This is a genomic window from Rhizobium ecuadorense (assembly GCF_001187535.1).
In the GTDB taxonomy this organism is placed as follows: Bacteria; Pseudomonadota; Alphaproteobacteria; order Rhizobiales; family Rhizobiaceae; genus Rhizobium; species Rhizobium ecuadorense.
In genome coordinates this window covers 1-351 of record NZ_LFIO01000297.1, presented here as the reverse complement: position 1 = coordinate 351, position 351 = coordinate 1, and the positions used below count along the sequence as shown (strand labels likewise).

Genomic DNA, 351 nt, shown 5'->3' with positions numbered 1-351 from the left:
GCCGTTCCGCCAACGAAAAATAGACGGTAACGGGGGTGTTTCTGTCAGGTTGGCGATGTCGGCCATGAAATGCATAAAGCAGAGACGTTTTCCCGATGCGTCGCATCCCTGTGAGGAGGACCGGACTCGGCCTCCGGGCACCGATCAACGCGTTATGCAGCTTTTCCAACTCGTCATGCCTGCCGATGAAGGATTCTCCTGAAGCAGGTGTACTTTCGACCCCCGGAAAAGCCTCAAGCAGCGTGTCGTCGTCAATGCGGAGCTGGGTGTCACTCCTTGCGTTCGACCTGATGAGCTGGCAAACAACATCCCTGTTGATCAACTCGCCAGCCAATACGCGAGCATTGATGC

General features: G+C 55.8%; 1 protein-coding gene. It reads right to left on the bottom strand.

Annotated elements, in window-relative coordinates; all coding sequences use genetic code 11:
* Positions 1-351 (bottom strand): ATP-binding protein (locus AF337_RS44175; RefSeq protein WP_210168040.1); only part of this gene is annotated, 351 nt, incomplete at both ends.